The following is a 15309-nucleotide window of genomic DNA, read 5'->3' on the forward strand; positions in this document are numbered from 1 at the left end:
GGTTGCACAGAAGGAAGAAGCGGCGGTTTTCCATGCTTTCAGGAAGCCTGGGATCCGGGTCGTTGGCAAAGGCATGTTCGAAGGTGTCGTCCCAGATCCACTTGATTTCCCGGGGAGCGGGGATGGTGGGCACGTTGTGCACCTTGTGACAGGCTTCCATGATGGGGCGCATGTCCTCAGGCTTCTGGAAACGGCGGGTGTCGATGACCATGGCCCAACGATGGGCCTTCAGGCCTTCGGGATAGGCTTCATACGAGGCCTCGGCGGCTTCTGCCCGTGCCGCTCCGGCGGCCAGGGCGAAGGTGGAAAGGCCTGCAACTTTAAGAAAATAACGTCTACTCGAATTCATGATTGTTCCCCTGGGGGATGACGTGGCAGTCCCAGCAGTACGGGTTCACGCTGTTGGCATCGTGGCACTTGTCGCAGAATTCGGCCTTGTTGCTGTGGCAGGCCATGCAGGTATTCTGCAAGCTGGTTTCCCATTTCTTGCCGTCGGAAGCGACATAGATGCGTTTATTTTCGCGCAGAGCCTGGTCGCGCCATTCAATGAGCAGTTCCATGTGATTGGCGGCCATCCATTCCCTGGGCTCCACGCAGCCGGTGCGTGCTTCCCCGAAGAAGGTGACAGGTTCCGTGGGGAGCACCACCTCAACCTTCTGCTGACCGGAAGAAAGCATATTGATCCAGAAGGGCGCGGTGAACAGCCCGGCAAAGACGATGATGCCGGGGATGACGAATTTTGCGTTATACATTTATGCTTCCTCCGAGGCGGCGGGATCTTCATCGGGGAAGGGCAGATCTTCCTGACGCAGGTCCATGGTGCGGGGAATTTCGCCCTTCATCACCAGAGCGTTGGCCACGAGTTCATGCAGGCCGCTCACCGTGACGCCGGGCACCCAGTAATCGACGAGCGGAGGCAGTGCAGCGCGGTCAAGGGCGCATACGCAGCCCATCCAGTTCACACCCTTGGTGTCGTGCACATAGCGCAGAGCGTTGGCGCGGGGGAAGCCTCCGCGCAGGCGCTGATCCATGATTTCTTCGGCATTCAGGCCGGAACCGGAGCCGCAGCAGAAAGTTTCCTCGCGGATGGTATGCTCGGGCATTTCCACAAAGTTGTTGCAGACGTGCCTGAGGATGTAGCGCGGCTCTTCCAGAAGGCCCATGGCGCGGGCCGGGTTGCAGGAGTCGTGCCAGGTGGTGATGATGTGGTTGTTGCGCTCGGGGCGCAGGGTAAGTTTGTTGTGCTTGATGAGGTCGGCCGTGAATTCCGCGATGTGCACCATCTTGGTGGCGGCGGCGTTTTTGAACACTGTGCCGGTGATGGGGGAAACGGGCACTTCCATGTTCGGCGGGGTGGGGCCGTTGTAGGTGGCCATGTACTGGTTCACCACGCGCCACATGTGACCGCATTCGCCGCCGAGAATCCACTTCACTCCCAGGCGTTCGGCTTCCGCATACATCTTCGCGTTGAGGCGCTTGGCCACGTCGAAGGAGACGAAGGAGCCGAAGTTGCCGCCTTCAGAGGCGTAGGTGGAAAGGGTGTAGTCCAGGCCGATTTCATGGAACAGCATGAGGTAGCCCATGAAGGTGTAGATGCCGGGGTCGGCGAAGTAGTCGCCGGAGGGGGTGATGAAGATGACTTCATGTCCCTTTTCGTTCCACGGAGGATCCACGCGGATGCCGGTGATGGTCTCAATGTCGTCGCAGAGGAATTCCACGATTTCACGCATGGAATGGGGCTGGACGCCGAGATGGTTACCGGTGCGGTTGCAGTCGTTGACCGAGTTCATGATCCAGTGAATGCCGAGGCCGAGATCCAGAAGCATCTGGCGCACGATAACCGTGATTTCCGCAGTGTCGATGCCGTAAGGGCAGAACAGGGAGCAGCGGCGGCATTCCGTGCACTGATAGAAGTAGATGAACCACTCCTTGATGACGTCCTTGTCCAGCTTGCGTGCACCGGCGTACTTGCCGAGCAGGCGGCCGGCGGTGGTAAAGTCCTTACGGTACACGGAACGCAGCAGCTCGGCGCGAAGCACGGGCATGTTCTTGGGATCGTTGGTACCGATGAAGAAGTGGCACTTGTCGGCGCAGGCGCCGCAGCGCACGCAGCAATCCATGAATACCTTGAGGGAACGGTGCTTCTTCAGGGCGTCCTCAAGAGAATTGTGGAGGATTTCTTCCCAGTTCTCGGGAAGCTCCCAGTCTTCGCTGTCGGGCGCCCAGTCGTGGGCGTTTTCAAAGCCGAGGCCCTTCAGTATTTCCGTCTTGGCGGGATAGCAGAAGCTGCCGGGGTGGAAATCCGGCTTGGTGTCCATCCATCCCTCTTTGGGGAAGGAAGTGGGCGTGGCCGCCAGCAATTCTTCGGGTGTGGGCATTTTTGCCATGACCAGTAACTCCTTAGGCTTCCGTCTTGGGTTCAGGCTGCTTGTCTACAGGGATGCCGGCCTCAACCATGGCTTCGCGGAAATCATCTTCATATTCTTCGTAGGTGTGATAATGCTTGGGCGGATTCCAAGGATTCACATGTCTCTCTTCACGGGTGTTGCACTTCATGTTGCGGGTGGGGCTCATGAAGACTCCGCCCATGTGCATGAGCTTGGAGAAGGGGAAGTAGATGAGAAGTGCGCTCACCAGTGTTACATGGATGAAGAAGATGGAGCCGAGGCCGGAGGGATCCACAGGCTGCAGCATGGCGAGACCCATGATGACTTCCTTGGCCTGGTTGATATCCACCTTGGAAATGTAACGCATGCAGATGCCGGAACCGGCGATGGCAATGAGCAAAAACAGCGCAAAGTAGTCGGCGGGCAGAGAGATGTAGCGGAGTTTTTCCGTGCACACGCGGCGCAGCAGCAGGAAGGCAAGACCGGCAAGGATGAAGGCGTCGGTCAGGTAGAAACGGGGAGCGCCTACCTGGAACACACCGTCCACGAATTCGATGACGGCAATGCAGACAGGCACGGGGTCAAGGAAAAAGCGGGCGTGGCGGATGATGATGACGAGCATGCTGTAGTGGAACAGCAGGGCGAACACCCACAGCCACTTGTTGGAAAAATAGGTGACGCGCGGAGTACCGTCGATGGTGGTGCGCTCGGCCCGCGTGTTGCGGAACAGGGACCGGAAGGCGAACACCTCAAGGATCATGCGGCCGACGACGGCGGGCGTGGTCCAGGGGCATTCCAAGCGGTTTGGCTTGATCCAGTCCAGAGAGCGCTGCTGGCCCGCCACCGTGGGGATGGCGAACGGTACAGGCGATTTGGCCCAGCGGATGATTTTCCAGATGAAGCCGATGATGAACACAGCACCCGCTGTCAGCGGTAAGATCACGCCGAGCAGATACTGCAGGCCAAGTGCTGACCCCGCCCATCCTACGCACAGGATAAGCAGAGTTGCCGCAAATGCGATGGTCATTCCTCTACCCCTCGATTTTCAGTTTCAGGAGCAGAGTCCTCCTGCTCCCTCCGAAGCTTGGCCAGCCGTATCACCTGTGACTGGCTTCGCTTTACTTCCTCCACTCTGATCCTGAACACGCGCTCTCTCGCTTCCGAGTACATGTCGAGAGCCATGAGCCCAAGGGTGTCCAACCTGGATTCCATGGCGAGGTATTCGTTGAGTATCCCGGAGCCGGCATGTTCTGGTTTCAGACATTCAGGCAGCACTTCCGCACGCAGCAGATCCTTGAGCAGGTACAGCGCTCCCACGGCTTTGGATGGGGGCATGTCCTGTACGGCGCGTATCCAAATAAGGTCGTGAAGGGCTCCCTTTACGGTTTCAGGGTCGGTATCCATGCCGACGACGGCGTTGAAAAGCACGCCCGCGGCGATGCGCGTCGTCTCCCCCACGGGGTTGGCGAAGCGGTCGCGGCTCGTACGCATGAAGCCCTTGCTGTCCAGAGGATAGCTGGCAAAGAACCGGTTTACCCAGCGGTCTACCAGCACATCTCGCCGGTTGCTGCACAGTTCTGTGATATCCATGTATGCCTTGTGTGAGTAATGGTGAAACGGCCCGGCCCAGACAGGCCGCTAATTTGCCTGAGATTAGCTTAACTTTCGGACGGAGACAAGTCGGCATTATTGCCGATTGCGCTGTTTTCTCCTGCAAAGTCGCCGGATTGAAAAAATTTGGCGGATTGTGAAGTCTAGGGCAGCATGGCGCTTGTATCAATAAGGGGAGCCGGAGCCTCTCCCGGCTCGCCGTTTTCACAAGGGGATTCGGCCGTACCGTCGCAGAATCCGGCCACACCGATTTCGGGGATGAGAGGAGAAGGTGGCCCGTCGACAGCCGGAGAGGAGCTTTGCACCGGCGCGGGCGGCTCGGTCAGGAAGGTGGGTAGGCCCTTGAATTCCAGGAAGGGCAGGCGGTCGTTTCCGGCTGAAAGCACATGGGCGTGATTCTGCCAGAGACGGAACTGCAGCAGCAGCATGCCCGGCCTGAGCAGTCCGAGGCGGAAGGAGGCGTCGTCTTTGAAATCCGGCAGGGCGGGCACGGCTTTCTGAGCTTCTTCCACGGCTAACTCGAGGGACATGCCCTTCTCCAGGTTTTTCGTCATGGCGGAGATGACCCAGATATCGCGTGTGTCTTCGGGCACGGGGAACCATTGCGCGCCCTTCAGATCATCGGCCCGGGAAAGGAGCGTCCGGCAGGCGCGGCAACTGGGGGAGAAGTAAATGTGCACCGAGGCTTCTTTCTGAGCGGGCAGGGGAGACCAGGGCTCGGAGGTATCGCGCAGGACACTGCCCACATTCACAAGGAGCAGGAGAAACCAGACGAGGGCCAGGGCTGAGCGCTCTTTTTTTCCGTATTCGGATTCGCTGCGGAAAGCCAGGAAGGAAAGAGCGATGAGAGAGCCGACGATGAGGCAGTTCACGCAGGGGGCGGTGAAGAGCATGACACAAAGAAGCGCTGTGTCTGCGGCAAGGGCCAGCGCGGCGCAGCAACAGGCCGCCCGCACAAGGCGAAGCAGCGCAAGGATCAGGAGGCAGCAGAAGAAGGCGGCCCCTGCCTGCCAGAGGGAGATTCCGGCGAGACGGAAATCCTGAAACAATGCGCAGCCGTCGGTAAGGCAGAGGGCCTCGCCTCCGGTGAAGAATACCCAGATGCAGAAGAGAAGGCCGACAAAAGAAACTGCGGCCGCGACGAGGGGAAAAGGACGGGTGCTTTTGAGCATGGCGGCTCCGTGATGATCGTTTCTTCGGAAGTAGCGTAGTCATCCGGCCGCGTAAAGAGTTTTTATGCACAGTGCTTTCCCGGGGCGGAGATTCTCATGCCGGGGAGGGCGCGAAAGAAAGGCCGGGGCCGGACAATGCCGAGAATATTTTTTTAGGGTGCCTTCCGCGTAGGGAGAAGGGAGCCTTTCTCCCCGCAGGTTCCGCGCTGGCCTGTCCGCTCCTTTTATGGTAAGGAGCGCGGGAACAAGGAGAATTCGATGCAATATCCTTCCATTGATCCTGTGGCTCTTTCCATAGGACCTTTGCAGCTGCACTGGTATGGGCTCATGTATGTCTTTGCGTTTCTTGCGGGGTGGCTCCTGGGGCGTTTCAGGGCATCCCGTCCCTGGAGCTCATGGACAAAAGCGCAGGTGGACGATTTCGTTACATGGGCCATGCTCGGCGTCATCGTCGGGGCAAGGCTCGGATATGTGCTGTTCTACGATTTTTCCGCCTACCTGGCTGACCCTGTGGAAATCGTGCGCGTGTGGAACGGCGGCATGTCCTTCCACGGAGGGCTGCTCGGCGTTGTCTCGGCAAGCTGGCTGTGGGGGCGCAGGAACGGCAAGGGGCTGGTGGATATCCTCGACTTCGTAGCCCCGCTCGTGCCCACGGGCCTTTTTTTCGGACGTATTGGTAACTTCATCAACGCCGAGCTCTGGGGCAAGGTGACGGATTCACCTCTCGGTATGGTCTTCCCCGGGGCCGGGCCTCTGCCGAGGCACCCTTCCCAGCTCTACGAGGCGGGCCTTGAGGGCCTGCTCACCTTCGTGATCCTGTGGATATACTCCTCAAAGCCCAGGCCACGCGGTGCAGTGGCAGGGCTTTTCGGCGTACTCTATGCCGCAAGCCGCATCTTCGTGGAGTTCTTCCGCATGCCCGACGCTCAGCTCGGCTATCTTTTCGGCGGCTGGGTCACCATGGGGCAGATTCTCTGTCTGCCGCTTCTTGCCGCGGGCCTCTGGCTTCTGCTGCATTCGCGCGGCAGGGGGAACGGGGCATGAAGATCCTGCTCCGGGGAGGCACGGCCGTCACCATGGACGGGGAGCGTCGCGTGCTGTGCGCCGACATTTTGGTGGAAGACGACCACATCGTCTCCATTACTCCGCATGAGGAGACATTCCGCCCTGAAGAGGGCGTGGAAGTGGTGGACGTGCGAGGCAAGGTGGTGATCCCGGGCCTTGTGCAGGCGCACATGCATGTGACGCAGGCCCTGTTCCGGGGGCTTTGCGATGATTTTTCCCTTATGAACTGGCTGCAAAGGCGCACCTGGCCTCTGGAGGCCGCGCACACGGCAAAGAGCAACGCCGCTTCTGCGCGCCTTGCAGCCATGGAGCTTATCCGAAGCGGAACGACTTCGCTCATCGATATGGGTACCACCCTGCATGAGGATGCGGTTTTTGAAGTCATGGCCGAAACGGGCCTGCGCGGGCTTTTCGGCAAATGTATGATGGACAGGGGGGAGGGGCTTCCCGCTCTCATGAAGGAGGATACGGCCGCCTGTCTGAAAGAAACGGAGCGCCTCGTTCGTCGCTGGCACATGGCGGAAAGGGGCCGCCTGCGCTATGCCGTGGCCCCTCGTTTCGTCCCCTCCTGCTCGGAAAAACTCCTTGCCTCAGCGCGCGATATGGCCAGACAGAACGGCCTTCGCCTGCACACCCATGCCTCGGAGAATCTCGGGGAAATCGCGTTGGTGGAGAAGCTCTGCCGCGAGCGCAACGTCCGGTACCTCGACCGCATCGGCTACACGGGAGAGGATGTGATTCTCGCACACTGCATCTGGCTGGACGAGGAGGAAAAGAACATTCTTGCCGGAACGGGTACCCATGTGGCGCACTGCCCCTCCTCCAACCTCAAGCTCGCTTCGGGCATCGCGCCCGTGACGGAGCTTGCCGCACTCGGCGCGAACGTGGGTATAGGGCTCGACGGCGCGCACAACCACATGGATGCGCTGGAGGAAGTGCGCCGGGCCTCCCTCCTCCAGAAGGCGCTCACCCATGACCCGAAGGCCCTGCCCGCCATGCAGGCGCTGGAAATAGCCACGCTGGGAGGTGCGGCGGCCCTGGGGCAGGAGAATGAGCTCGGCAGTCTGGAGCCGGGCAAAAAGGCAGACCTCGTGGTGCTCGACATGGACATGCCCCATTCTCTGCCCTCCGGCGGGCGCGACGTGGTACAGAGGGTGGTGTATCAGGCCACGCATGAAAACGTGCTGCACACCATGGCGGACGGGAAATTCCTCTACCGCGACCGCGCCTTCCTTACTCTTGACGCGGCAAGCACGCTGAGGGAGGCGGAAGAGGAGTGCTCCGCCCTCATGCGCCGCGCCGGTCTGCGCCCGCTTTTATGCCCATAGGGCCCGCCGCTGCCGGAGGAGCGCCTTCCTCTGCGTGAGAAGATTCTTCCGGCCCGGCTCCTACTCCTCCCCGCTGCCGAAGAACGGTACTTTTCCGTACTTTGGCCGTGACGTGCCGAAGGCCCGGTCAGGGTGGCGGAACCTTGTCTCCCGCATTTCGAAAGACGTGCTTTTTTGCGCAGGGGAGAGGATGCAGTTGCGCTTTTGTATGCCGCGGGTTGGAAAAGTAGGAGATTTTTCTTGCATCTTTTTCAGAAATCTTTCTGGACTTGCCCTCAGAAGTGTGTTCTACTCCACATTGTCCTTTTTTGTCAGACATTGAAAGGCTTTCTCCTCGCCATGCAGGAAATCTCTATGATTCCCTATGGTTGTGAAAAAGTCTTCAAGGGGAGTCTCTATGAACATTACAAGGCTTGATAAAGCCAGGGACCTGAAGTTCAAGCATCAGGTCGAAGAAGAGAGCGGTCAGAACCTGTCGGCCTGCTATCAATGCGGCAAGTGCACGGCAGGCTGCCCGGGCGCCCAGTTCTATGACCGGCAGGTCAGTCAGATCATGCGCGCCGTGCAGATGGGCCTCAAGGAAGAAGCCCTTAAAAACCGTTCGCTGTGGCTGTGTCTGTCGTGTTCGACCTGCAGCGCCCGCTGCCCCAACAATATCGACGTCGCCGCGGTGATGGAAACGCTCCGCATGATGGCTCGTCGAGAGGGGTGGGTGCAGGATCGGCCCATTGAATCCTTCTGGAAGGCGTTTCTGGATACCGTGCACGCTACGGGTCGTTCGTATGAGCTTGGCGTCATGGCCGACTACATGGGGCGCACGCTGCGGGGCTGGGGCAACCTTGAGATAGCCCCCACTGCGCTCATGAAGAAGAAAATGCCCTTCATTCCCTCCGTCATTCACGGGCGCGAGGAAGTGGCACGCATCTTCAAGCGTTACGCGGAAAAGAGGAGCTGACCCATGAAATACGCCTATTATCCCGGCTGTTCGGGCCACGGCACCTCTGTGGAGTATGAAGTGTCCACCCGTGCGGTGTGCAATGCGCTGAATATGGACCTTGTGGAGATTGAGGACTGGAACTGCTGCGGTTCCACTCCCGCCCACTCCATAAGTCATGAACTTTCCGGCGCGCTTGCCGCACGCAACCTCACTCAGGCTGCAAAAACCGGCGCGGACTGCGTGATTTCCCCGTGCCCGAGCTGCTCTTCCAACCTGAAAATGGCCCGCTACCGCATGCAGAAGCCCGACTTCAAGGCCAGAGTGGACGAACTGCTCGATGAACCCACTCCGGCCAATGCCGAGGGCGGGGCTGACCTCATGGAAACTTACTCCGTGCTTCAGGCCATTGTGGAGCATGTGGGGATTGAAAACGTGGCTTCCCGTGTGACCTATCCGCTGGAAGGACTGAAGGTGGTTACCTATTACGGCTGCCTTCTGAGCCGTCCGGCTCAGGTGGCGCAGTTCGACGACCCGGAAAACCCCGTGTCTCTCGACAACATTATGAGAGCTCTCGGAGCCGAGGTTCTGCCCTTCGCCCTGAAGACGGAGTGCTGCGGCGCGGCCATGGGTATCCCGGATGTGAGGGTTCCCGGTTCTTTGAGCGGCCGCATCCTTGATACCGCCAAAGCCGTGGGCGCGGAAGCCGTCATTACCGCCTGCCCTCTGTGCCATATGAATCTCGACCTGCGCCAGCGTCAGGCCGCCAGGATTTCGAAGAAGAGCTTTTTCGGACTGCCGGTGTTCTACTACACCCAGATGATCGCGCTCGCCTTCGGCCTGCCCAAGGACGCCATGCGTCTGGACAAGCTGGCCGTCAATCCCTATCCCCTTCTGGACAAGATCGCCGAACGCCGCAAGGCGCGCGTTGCCGCCGAACTTGAATCCATGAAGGCCGCAGGAGCCGCATCATGAAAATCGGCGTATTCGTCTGTCACTGCGGCAGCAACATCGAAGCGACGGTGGACACCGCCACGGTTGCCAAGATCGCGCTGACCTACCCCGATGTCGTGTTCTCCGAGGACACCATGTACACCTGCTCGGAACCCGGGCAGGAAAACATCGTCCAGGCTATCAAGAAGCACGGTCTCGACGGCGTGGTGGTGGCTTCCTGCTCCCCGCGCATGCATGAGCCCACGTTCCGCCGCACGGTGGAGCGCGCAGGTCTCAACCGCTACATGTTTGAAATGGCCAATATCCGCGAGCATGTTTCGTGGATCGGCCGCGACCGCGAAGCCAATACCAACAAGGCCGCCGAACTGGTGCGCCTTGCCGTGGAAAAGCTGCGCCGCAACACCCCCCTCTACGCCAAGCAGTTCGACGTGACCAAGCGAGTGCTGGTCATAGGCGGCGGCGTGGCGGGCATTCAGGCTGCTCTGGACGCAGCCGAGTCCGGCATAGGCGTAGTCATGGTGGAGCGTGAGAGCACCATCGGCGGCAAAATGGCCAAGCTCGACAAGACCTTCCCCACCATCGACTGCTCAAGCTGCGTGCTCGCGCCCAAGATGGTGGACGTGGCCCAGAATCCCAACATCACGCTGTACGCTCATTCCGAGGTGGAAAGCATTTCCGGCTTTGTGGGCAACTTCACCGTAAAGATCAGAAAACGCGCCACCTATGTGGACTGGAGCAAGTGCACAGGCTGCGGCACCTGCACCGAGAAATGCCCTACGAAGAATGTGCCCGATGCTTTCAATGAAGGCATCAGCAACTGCCGTGCCATAAATATTCCCTTCCCCCAGGCCATTCCCAAGAAGGCCACCATCAATCCCGATTACTGCCGCAAGATCAAGGAAGGCAAGTGCGGGGTTTGCGCCAAGGTCTGCCCCACGGGCGCCATTGTGTACGACATGGTGGATGAGATCGTGGAAGAAAAGGTGGGCGCAATCATCGCGGCCACCGGCTATGACCTGGTGGACTGGACCATCTACAAGGAATACGGCGGCGGAGCCTATCCCGACGTCATCACCAGCCTCCAGTACGAACGCATGATGTCCGCTTCCGGCCCCACGGGCGGCCATATCCATCGCCCGTCCGACGGCATGGAACCCAAGAACATCGTGTTCATCCAGTGCGTGGCCTCCCGCGACTGCTCCATAGGCCGCCCCTACTGCTCGGGCTTCTGCTGCATGTACACGGCCAAGCAGGCCATTATGACCAAGGATCATCTTCCCGACGCGGAAGCGTTCGTATTCTATATGGACATACGCGCGCCCGGCAAAATGTATGACGAGTTCACCCGCCGCGCCCAGGAAGAGTACGGCGTGCAGTACATACGCGGCCGCGTTTCGGCCATTCAGCCCACGGTGCGGGAGGACGGCAAGGTGGGCTACATCGTGCGCGGTGCCGACACGCTGCTCGGCGAATCCGTGGAGGTCGATGCCGACATGGTGGTGCTCGCCGTGGGCGTGGAAGGTTCCAAGGGCGCAGGGCATCTGGCGGAAAAGCTCCGCATTTCCTACGACCATTTCGGCTTCTTCATGGAAAGCCATGTGAAGCTGCGCCCTGTGGAAACCAATACCGCAGGCGTGTATCTGGCCGGCGTGTGCCAGGGCCCCAAGGATATTCCCGCCTCCGTGGCGCAGGGCAGCGCCGCTGCGGCCAAGGTCATGGCTCTTTTCTCTAAGCCCAAGCTGGAGAACGATCCGCAGGTGTCCGTGGTGGATATCAAGCGCTGCGTGGCCTGCGGCAAGTGCATCAAGGTCTGCCCCTATCAGGCCATTGAAGAAGTGGAGATCCGCGGCCAGAAGAAGGCCCATGTGATCGAGACGGTCTGCCAGGGCTGCGGCGTCTGCACGGCCACCTGCCCGCAGGGCGCCATTCAGGTCGCCCATTTCACTGACAATCAGCTTCTCGCGGAGGTGAATGCCCTATGTCTGTCTTAGCCGGCAAGGAGCTCCGTATCGTAGGTTTTCTGTGCAACTGGTGCTCTTACGGCGGCGCCGACACGGCAGGCACCGCCCGCGCCGTCCAGCCTACCGACCTTCGCATCATCCGCGTCCCCTGCTCGGGCCGTGTGAATCCCCTCTTCGTGCTGAAGGCCCTCATCAACGGGGCTGACGGCGTGCTGGTGTCGGGCTGCCATCCGCGCGACTGCCATTATTCCGCAGGCAACTACTATGCCCGCCGCCGTCTGGAGCTGCTCAAGCAGTTCCTGCCCGTCATAGGCATCAACCCCGACCGCTTCGAGTACACCTGGGTTTCCGCTTCCGAAGGCCAGCGCTGGAAGGACGTGGTGACCAACTTCACGAACCGCATCCACGCCCTCGGCCCGGCTCCCCGCTGGGAGGACGTGCCCGCCCGTTATGACCGCCCTGAAGAACTCATTGAAGCGATCCGGCCTCTGGGCTGCGGCGACCATCCCTCCCTGCCCGAACTCAAGCAGGCCATTAAAGACGCTCTGGCGGAAGGCCTGGAAGGCGTGCTCGGCTGGAAGCAGGGCTTTGACGCCGTCCATGCGGAGCCGGTGTTCATGACCACACCCGAAGAAGTGGATTCCCTTATCTGGGGCCCCTTCAACGTGCACAACCTCGCCGTGTATCTGCCCCAGTACAAGGGCCGCAAGATAGGCGTGGTGGTCAAGGGCTGCGACAGCAAGGGCGTGGTGGAACTTCTGGCCGAAGAGCTCATTTCCCGCGAAGATGTGAAGATCTTCGGCATGGGCTGCAACGGCACGGTAAACGTGTCCCGCATCCTTGCAAAGCTTCCCGAAGGCGCGAAGGTGGAATCCTTCACGGGCAAGGGCAGCAAGCTCATCGTCACCGCCGCCGGCAAGGAATACGAAATGACCATGGCGGAAGTGGCGCAGGATAAGTGCCGCCTCTGCACCAAACCCAACGCTGTAGTCTCGGACGTATTTGTGGGCAAGCCCACCGTGGAGCCCGAGGAACCTGCCGACGGGCGTCTTCCCGGTCTGCGCTTCCTTGACTCTCTGAGCCTTGAGGAACGCATGGGGTACTGGAAGGGACAGATGGAACGCTGCATCGCCTGCCACGCCTGCCGGGGCGCCTGCCCCATGTGCGTGTGCCGCGACCACTGCGTGTCCGATTCGCGCGATCCCGCGTGGCTCACGCAGGAAGACACCGTGCAGCAGAAGCTGTTCTTCCAGCTCATCCACGCCCAGCATCTTGCCGGGCGCTGCACCGGCTGCACGGAATGTGAGCGCGCCTGCCCCATGGATATCCCCGTGTTCGCGCTCAAGCAGCAGTTTGGCCGCATGATTAAGAAGATCTTCAGCTACGGCGCGGGCCTTGATGTGAACGCCACGCCTCCGCTGCTCACCTATCAGGTGGAAGAACCGACTATCAAGGAGCGTGATCTGGCATGAGCAGTCTCCTTTTTGCAACACCGAAAGAGCTGACGGGCTGGCTTGCAAAGCTTGCCTCAGGCTATCGCGTGCTGGCTCCCCGCAAGGAAGGCCCCAGCGTGGTCTATCGCCCCTGGACGGCGGGGCAGCTCGCCTCCGCAGATATGGACGCGCTGCTTCGCCGCGCCACCGCTTCCCCCAAGCAGGCCATGCTGCCCCAGTGTGAAACTCTGGTTGCCTTCAAGTCCGTGAAGGACGAGGCGGACGCCTCGAAGCTGACCACCACGCTGGAGAATCCCTGCAAGGCTGAACCCACGGTGCTTTTCGGCTGCCGCCCCTGCGATGCACGCGGTTTTGTGGTGCTCGACCGCCCCTATCTGGAAGGAAAGTTCAAGGATCCGTACTACGGCGCACGCCGCGAGGCCACCGTCATCGTCACACAGGCATGCCCCGCGGCCTTTTCTTCCTGTTTCTGCCACTGGGTGGGGAGCAACCCTTCCGACAAGGAAGGCTCGGATATCCTCTTCACCGCCGTGGAAGGCGGTTTCGTTCTGGAAGTCGTCACGGAAAAGGGACGGGCGCTTCTGGAAGGCGCGGGCCTTGCCGATGCCTCCGAAAAAGCCGCCGATGTTGAAACGGCGCATGCCGCTGCCGCAGCGTCCCTTTCCCCTGCGCCGGAACTGACCCATGTCATGGAAAAGGTGGCTTCGCGCTTCACCGATACGGAGTTCTGGGAAAAGGAAACGGTGAAGTGCCTTTCCTGCGGCGCATGCACCTACCTTTGCCCCACCTGCCAGTGCTTCACCATTACCGATGAAGGCTCGCAGCTCAACGGCCGCCGTCTGCGCAGCTGGGATTCCTGCATGTCACCGCTCTTCACGCTGGAGACCAGCGGGCACAACCCCCGCTCCGGCAAGGCTGCGCGTATGCGCAACCGCGTGAGCCACAAGTTCAGCTTCTACCCCGAGCGCTACGACGGCTTCTTCTCCTGCGTGGGGTGCGGCCGCTGCGTGGTGAGCTGCCCCGTGTCGTTGGATATCCGGCATATGGTGAAGGCTGCCGTGGAGGGCGCAACCATAGAAATTGCAGAGGCGGCCCCTGCGGAAGCCTCTGCCGTGGAAGCTCCCGCTCCTGTAGAAAGTGCGGCTTCTGCGGTTGAAGCTCCGGCTCCCGTGGAAGAGTCCGTCGTTGAAGCTGCCGCTTCGGCGGTGGAAGAAGTTGAAGCCCCGGTTGCGGAAAGCACAGCCCCTGAAGAAGCAGAAGTTCCTGCCCCTGCGGAAGAAAACGCGGTTGAGGAAGCCGATTCCGAAGCTCCTGCGCCGGAAGTCGCCGAAGCCCCGACTGAAGAGTCCGCTCCTGCCGAAGTTCACGCGCCGGAAGAGCCCAAGGCGCCTGCTCCGAAAAACGTGCAGAAGTCTTCCCGTTCTTCCAAGAACAAGGCCAAGAAAAGGTAAGGAGAGAGTATGAGCGAACATAACTGCGGCTGCAGCAAGAATCCTTACCTGCCTGAAGTCGCCACGGTTCTGGAAGTCATCACGGAATCGCCCACCATCAAGTCGTTCCGTGTGCGCTTTGACAATGAAGAGGCCTGGAACAGCTTCACCTACCAGCCCGGCCAGGTGGGGCAGCTTTCCGTGTTCGGCGTGGGGGAATCCACCTTCGTCATCAATACTCCGCCTTCGTGCAGGGATTACCTTCAGTTTTCCGTCATGCGCGCGGGCGAGGTGACTACCGCTATCCATAAATTGCAGCCCGGCGACAAGGTGGGCGTGCGCGCTCCTCTGGGGAACTATTTCCCTTACGAGCAGTGGAAGGGCAAGAATATCGTGTTCGTGGGCGGCGGCATCGGCATGGCGCCCATCCGCACCATCATGCTGCACGTTATGGAGCACGCTTCCGAATACGGCAAGCTCAGCCTGCTCTACGGCGCGCGCTCGCCCGAGGATATGGCCTACAAGGCCGACCTTCCCGGCTGGCTGGAGAGCGACGTTTTGCACACCACGCTCACCATCGACCGCGAAGCGCCGGACTGGCCGCATCGCGTGGGCATGATCCCCAACGTGCTCAAGGAGCTTGCCCCCAGCCCGGACAACACCATCGCCGTGCTTTGCGGCCCGCCCATCATGATCAAGTTCACGCTGGCGGCGTTCCGCGAGATGGGCTTCAAGGATGAGAACATCATCACCACTCTGGAGCGGCGTATGAAGTGCGGCATCGGCATCTGCGGGCGTTGCAACCTGGGCGGCAAGTTCGTGTGTCTGGACGGCCCTGTGTTTTCGCAGGCCCAGCTCAACGAGCTGCCCCCGGAAATGTAGCCCTTGTGAGGCATGAATGAAAAAAGGCCCCTTCCTGTGAAGGGGCCTTTTGGGATAAACGAAAACTCCCGGCTAGGCCGGGTTTTTTCGTTTAACCAAAAAGAAACGCCGCGGCGAACCGCGGCGTTTGG

13 protein-coding genes and 1 pseudogene are annotated in these 15309 nt (G+C 60.3%); 8 read left to right on the top strand and 6 right to left on the bottom strand.

Annotated features, from left to right (window positions below; all coding sequences use genetic code 11):
• From K8W16_RS00995 to K8W16_RS01020, 6 genes and pseudogenes are all read right to left on the bottom strand, one after another.
• Positions 1-349 (bottom strand): annotated as a pseudogene (locus K8W16_RS00995) (4Fe-4S ferredoxin); the annotation flags it as partial.
• A complete protein-coding gene (gene dsrJ / locus K8W16_RS01000) occupies positions 336-752 on the bottom strand; it encodes a sulfate reduction electron transfer complex DsrMKJOP subunit DsrJ (protein WP_304120390.1) in 417 nt (138 codons plus the stop codon). The gene dsrJ and the pseudogene K8W16_RS00995, both read right to left, overlap by 14 nt.
• Positions 753-2387 carry a sulfate reduction electron transfer complex DsrMKJOP subunit DsrK gene (dsrK, locus tag K8W16_RS01005; protein ID WP_304120393.1) on the bottom strand — a complete coding sequence of 545 codons (1635 nt, stop codon included), beginning with the start codon at positions 2385-2387 and terminating at the stop codon, positions 753-755.
• 13 nt (positions 2388-2400) lie between these two features.
• Complete coding sequence (dsrM, locus tag K8W16_RS01010; RefSeq protein ID WP_304120394.1) at positions 2401-3414, bottom strand: sulfate reduction electron transfer complex DsrMKJOP subunit DsrM; 1014 nt, start codon at positions 3412-3414, stop codon at positions 2401-2403.
• Complete coding sequence (locus K8W16_RS01015) at positions 3411-3977, bottom strand: RsbRD N-terminal domain-containing protein (RefSeq protein WP_304120396.1); 567 nt, start codon at positions 3975-3977, stop codon at positions 3411-3413. Before K8W16_RS01015 ends, dsrM begins: the two co-directional genes overlap by 4 nt.
• Positions 3978-4141: 164 nt before the next feature.
• Positions 4142-5170, bottom strand: a complete 1029-nt coding sequence (locus K8W16_RS01020; protein WP_304120398.1) for a hypothetical protein — start codon at positions 5168-5170, stop codon at positions 4142-4144.
• Positions 5171-5428: 258 nt separating this feature from the next.
• On the opposite strand from K8W16_RS01020, the gene lgt reads away from it, so the two are divergent.
• From lgt to K8W16_RS01060, 8 genes are all read left to right on the top strand, one after another.
• Positions 5429-6214 (top strand): prolipoprotein diacylglyceryl transferase, encoded by a 786-nt coding sequence (lgt, locus tag K8W16_RS01025; RefSeq protein ID WP_304120399.1) that lies wholly within the window; start codon positions 5429-5431, stop codon positions 6212-6214.
• Entirely contained in the window at positions 6211-7563 is a 1353-nt protein-coding gene (locus K8W16_RS01030; protein WP_304120401.1) for a 5'-deoxyadenosine deaminase, read from the top strand. Before lgt ends, K8W16_RS01030 begins: the two co-directional genes overlap by 4 nt.
• A 397-nt stretch (positions 7564-7960) precedes the next feature.
• Positions 7961-8518: a 4Fe-4S dicluster domain-containing protein gene (locus K8W16_RS01035; protein WP_304120402.1), complete on the top strand. Its 558-nt coding sequence runs from the start codon at positions 7961-7963 to the stop codon at positions 8516-8518.
• Positions 8519-8521: 3 nt separating this feature from the next.
• Positions 8522-9472 (top strand): CoB--CoM heterodisulfide reductase iron-sulfur subunit B family protein, encoded by a 951-nt coding sequence (locus K8W16_RS01040; RefSeq protein ID WP_304120404.1) that lies wholly within the window; start codon positions 8522-8524, stop codon positions 9470-9472.
• Complete coding sequence (locus tag K8W16_RS01045; RefSeq protein ID WP_304120405.1) at positions 9469-11442, top strand: CoB--CoM heterodisulfide reductase iron-sulfur subunit A family protein; 1974 nt, start codon at positions 9469-9471, stop codon at positions 11440-11442. Before K8W16_RS01040 ends, K8W16_RS01045 begins: the two co-directional genes overlap by 4 nt.
• Positions 11430-12884: a hydrogenase iron-sulfur subunit gene (locus tag K8W16_RS01050; protein WP_304120406.1), complete on the top strand. Its 1455-nt coding sequence runs from the start codon at positions 11430-11432 to the stop codon at positions 12882-12884. Before K8W16_RS01045 ends, K8W16_RS01050 begins: the two co-directional genes overlap by 13 nt.
• Complete coding sequence (locus K8W16_RS01055; protein WP_369694447.1) at positions 12881-14317, top strand: 4Fe-4S dicluster domain-containing protein; 1437 nt, start codon at positions 12881-12883, stop codon at positions 14315-14317. Before K8W16_RS01050 ends, K8W16_RS01055 begins: the two co-directional genes overlap by 4 nt.
• A gap of 9 nt (positions 14318-14326) precedes the next feature.
• A complete protein-coding gene (locus K8W16_RS01060) occupies positions 14327-15178 on the top strand; it encodes an FAD/NAD(P)-binding protein (protein ID WP_304120407.1) in 852 nt (283 codons plus the stop codon).
• Positions 15179-15309: the final 131 nt, after the last annotated feature.

This window comes from Mailhella massiliensis, from assembly GCF_020741395.1.
GTDB classification, from domain to species: Bacteria; Desulfobacterota; Desulfovibrionia; order Desulfovibrionales; family Desulfovibrionaceae; genus Mailhella; species Mailhella massiliensis_A.

Excerpts from the sequence above, each read along its gene's own strand:
- K8W16_RS01040 (WP_304120404.1), top strand. The coding sequence starts at position 8,522 with ATGAAATACGCCTATTATCCCGGCTGTTCGGGCCACGGCACCTCTGTG.
- K8W16_RS01020 (WP_304120398.1), bottom strand. The coding sequence starts at position 5,170 with ATGCTCAAAAGCACCCGTCCTTTTCCCCTCGTCGCGGCCGCAGTTTCT.
- K8W16_RS01015 (WP_304120396.1), bottom strand. The coding sequence starts at position 3,977 with ATGGATATCACAGAACTGTGCAGCAACCGGCGAGATGTGCTGGTAGAC.
- lgt (WP_304120399.1), top strand. The coding sequence starts at position 5,429 with ATGCAATATCCTTCCATTGATCCTGTGGCTCTTTCCATAGGACCTTTG.
- K8W16_RS01030 (WP_304120401.1), top strand. The coding sequence starts at position 6,211 with ATGAAGATCCTGCTCCGGGGAGGCACGGCCGTCACCATGGACGGGGAG.
- K8W16_RS01035 (WP_304120402.1), top strand. The coding sequence starts at position 7,961 with ATGAACATTACAAGGCTTGATAAAGCCAGGGACCTGAAGTTCAAGCAT.
- K8W16_RS01060 (WP_304120407.1), top strand. The coding sequence starts at position 14,327 with ATGAGCGAACATAACTGCGGCTGCAGCAAGAATCCTTACCTGCCTGAA.
- K8W16_RS01050 (WP_304120406.1), top strand. The coding sequence starts at position 11,430 with ATGTCTGTCTTAGCCGGCAAGGAGCTCCGTATCGTAGGTTTTCTGTGC.
- dsrK (WP_304120393.1), bottom strand. The coding sequence starts at position 2,387 with ATGGCAAAAATGCCCACACCCGAAGAATTGCTGGCGGCCACGCCCACT.
- dsrM (WP_304120394.1), bottom strand. The coding sequence starts at position 3,414 with ATGACCATCGCATTTGCGGCAACTCTGCTTATCCTGTGCGTAGGATGG.
- dsrJ (WP_304120390.1), bottom strand. The coding sequence starts at position 752 with ATGTATAACGCAAAATTCGTCATCCCCGGCATCATCGTCTTTGCCGGG.
- K8W16_RS01055 (WP_369694447.1), top strand. The coding sequence starts at position 12,881 with ATGAGCAGTCTCCTTTTTGCAACACCGAAAGAGCTGACGGGCTGGCTT.
- K8W16_RS01045 (WP_304120405.1), top strand. The coding sequence starts at position 9,469 with ATGAAAATCGGCGTATTCGTCTGTCACTGCGGCAGCAACATCGAAGCG.